Source organism: Paenibacillus sp. N119s (assembly GCF_059447605.1).
In genome coordinates, this window is record NZ_JCAJRU010000358.1 from 1 (window position 1) to 3,505 (window position 3,505).

Here is a 3,505-nt window from a genome sequence, read left to right on the forward strand (position 1 = left end):
AAGCGCATGTTTGTACACGACTTGAAAAGATGCCAGACCCTTCGCCCGAGCGGTGCGGATATAGTCCGCATCCATCACCTCCAGCATGCTGGAACGGGTAATACGCGCTATGACCGCCATTGGAATCGTGCCCAGTGCGATACTGGGCAGGATTAAATGCTTGATGACGGTCCACACCTGGTCCATACGTCCACCTATGAACGCATCAATCACGGCTAAATTCGTCACAGCTTCCACTGGATCACGGGAATTCATGCGTCCGATGGAAGGGAGCCAATGCAGCTTATTAGCAAAGATCCACTGCTCCATCAAGCCCAGCCAAAAAATCGGCATCGATACTCCGACCAGGGCAATCACCATACTGACATAGTCAAACCAGGAATTTCGCTTCCAGGCACTCACAATGCCTGCATTCATACCCACGACAACGGCAAAAAACATGCTTGCGACCGTCAACTCCAGCGTAGCCGCCAGATAAGGGACCATTTCCCGGGCAATCGGCTGCCTGGTGCGAATGGAATCACCCAAGTCCCCTCGTGCCAGCTCACTTAGATAGGTCCCATACTGCTGTAACCACGGCTTATCCAGCCCTAATTGCTCGCGCAACGCCTGTTTGGACTGCTCCGTGGCCTTGTCCCCTAGTATCGTTTCCGCCGGATCACCGGGAATAGCATGAATAATCGAAAACACGATAAGCGTCATACCCAGCAATACCGGAATCAATATAGCCAGCCTTTTTACAATATATGAGTTCATATGCTATTCACCGCCTGCTTGCGTTTAGGCTATTCAAAATAAATATTACTGTACGATTCGGTGCCTGTTGGAGAAGGAACAAACCCTTTAAGGTTAGTTTTCCCTGCCATTAAAGGTGTCGTGTGTACCAGCGGAATCCATGGCGCATCCTTTTTGATGATTTCCTGTGCTTGCTTGTACAGCTCAGTACGTTTGTCCTGATCCACTTCCGTTTGAGCTTTTACTAGAATTTTATGCAGCTCCTCGTTCGCATAGAAACTGCGGTTATTACCTGGAATTGTATCCTTGTCCAATAGGGTGTACAGGAAGTTATCCGGATCGCCGTTGTCCCCGTTCCAGCCCAGCATGTACAAATCATCCTTCTCTCCAGCCTTAAGATCATCCAGATACGTAGCCCATTCCGGGGATTGAATGTTGACTTTGATGCCTATTTTCTCAAAATCGGCCTGAATGGCCTCTGCTACCTTTTTACCGTCAGGCATGTATGGACGAGATACAGGCATAGCATAGAAGGTTAATGGCTCTGGAAGCCCGTTAGGGAAACCCGCTTCTGCCAGCAAAGATTTAGCCTTATTCAGATCATAGGCGTAGTCCTGAATGCCGTCATTGTATCCCCATAACGTAGGTGGCATCGGATTAACTGCAGGCTTGGCCTGTCCGGCAAATAGTGCATCAATAATAGCTTGCTTGTTTACTGCGTGGTTCAATGCCTGCCGCACCTTGGGATTATCGAATTTCTTTTTCTTCAAATTAAACCCAATGTACGCAATATTGAAAGGTGGACGTTCAATTTTCACCAACTCACTGTTACCTTCTAACTGCTTCACATCATCCGGGTTCATATCTTCCATCAGATCAATTTCCCCGTTTTGCAGAGCATTATACCGCGCAGTATTGTCGGGGATAGAGCGCACAATGACCTTAGCCAGCTTCGGCTGTCCCTTCTTCCAATAATTTGGATTTTTCTCCAGTGTGATGGAGTCATTCCGCTTCCACTCTTTAAATACAAACGGTCCTGTACCCACCGGATTGCTTTTGAAATCAGCCTTTTTCTCCTGCACAGCCTTGGGACTAGCAATCCCAAAGGAAGTCATAGCTAAATTTTGCAGAAAAGGAGCCTGCGGCTTATTTAATGTAAACTGAACGGTGCCGGCATCTACTGCCTTGACCGATTTAATCACCCGGCTTTTTTCGGAACCAAACATAGAGTCATAATAGTCAAATGAGTCTCCCTCATATTTATAGGGACTTCTCGTATTAGCCCAGCGCTCGAAGTTAAACACGACCGCCTCCGCATTAAAGTCAGTCCCGTCGTGGAATTTTACACCCTGCCGCAGCTTGAATGTATACACCAAACCATCTGGAGACACTTCCCAGCTTTCAGCTAATCCGGGTTGTACTGTGGTTGTACCGTCCTTGTACTCCAACAGGGAATCAAATACCTGATGTCCAATCTTTAGGGATTCGCTATCTGTTACAATGGCAGGATCCAGTGCCACGGAATCCCCACCACGCCCATAAATTAACGTGTCCTGCACGCCTTCCCCCGCTCCGCCTGGCGATTTTCCCGCCTCTGGTTTTGCACCTTTACCTGCTCCTCCACAACCGGAAAGCACCAAAACCGCTCCTAGCGCAAGTACCAGCAGTACCGTCCAGATGTTGTGTTTTGCGTTTTTTTTGCCCATGCAGCAAGCCCCTTTCACACCTTATATATTGTTAATTCGTTGATACCGGATGAATACCAAATCCTATGGATTGGTATGACAAGCTTGTCCTCAAGCTGCAGTCCCAAGTTCAGAGTTCATCCAATAGGTGTAGTAGTAGGGAAAGTATGGGGGTTCTGGACAGGCTTTTATCGTAAAATACTGGCAGAAGCACTCATAATCTAGTGGTGTATGTAAGAGATGTAGTAGGAAAATTGAATAGATGTAATGTCATAAAAGAGAGGATTATGTTAGATCATGGAGAATGTGTGATATATACTTACAGATAGTGAATACTAGTTTCAAAAATAGTTGATTATTGGATACTTTACTATAAAATCTGGAAGCAGGCAAGGGGGTTTTGCATACATTATAATATGTTTTTATGCACCATGTTAATTAACATCACAAATCAACTTACACGTTCATATCAAATAAAACTCCTGCTTGTGGTCGTAAACCTACAAGCAGGAGTATGATCTTTCTCAAAGAAATATTCATCACTAAACCTACAGACACGGCCTGACTCCTTTTACGATGAAAAAATGCTACAGGAACTTTATAAGTAAACATCTGCCTCTTACAACACCGCTTCCATCCTTTAAATCCCAACTCCCAGCCATGTTCTAAAATAAACAAACATACATACAGGAGTCGTCGCAGCTCGGTCCGGCTGGTAGATATACTGTATTTTCACCCAATGATTCACACTTTTAAAGCGCTCTATTAAATTACTTGGTGGTTTTAAACACACCTAGACGGTTCAACACGACCAGTAAACGATAAAAATCATAACTGCTTGGCAGTTTCGTATCCACAATCGGGCTTGCCGGATTAACGGCAACAGCAGCAGCCATCGCTTCCTTGGCCCAGGCCGGTACAGGCATAGCCTGACGCGCCTCCAGTTCAGCTACTCGCTGATCCACCTTTTTAATATAAGCGCTCTGTTCATTTAATGTTTGCTTGAGCACATCTCTGCTGTTTTCAAGGACGACCACCTGCTGCTGCAGGGCCTTAAATGCTGCTTTTTCTTCCGCTGTCATGGG

The 3,505-nt window shown here is 46.0% G+C and carries 2 protein-coding genes and 1 pseudogene; all 3 read right to left on the reverse strand.

Features of this window, described 5'->3' with window-relative positions; all coding sequences use genetic code 11:
• The coding region (locus AC5V8P_RS24425; protein WP_495473967.1) for an ABC transporter permease at positions 1–756 on the reverse strand (756 nt) is incomplete at its 3' end.
• 29 nt (positions 757–785) lie between these two features.
• Positions 786–2,441 carry an ABC transporter substrate-binding protein gene (locus tag AC5V8P_RS24430; protein ID WP_064795474.1) on the reverse strand — a complete coding sequence of 552 codons (1,656 nt, stop codon included), beginning with the start codon at positions 2,439–2,441 and terminating at the stop codon, positions 786–788.
• Positions 2,442–3,190: 749 nt separating this feature from the next.
• Positions 3,191–3,505 (reverse strand): annotated as a pseudogene (locus tag AC5V8P_RS24435) (glycoside hydrolase family 25 protein); the annotation flags it as partial.

Bases quoted from the DNA above. Each gene is read 5' to 3' on its own strand.
- AC5V8P_RS24430 (WP_064795474.1), bottom strand. From the start codon at position 2,441: ATGGGCAAAAAAAACGCAAAACACAACATCTGGACGGTACTGCTGGTA.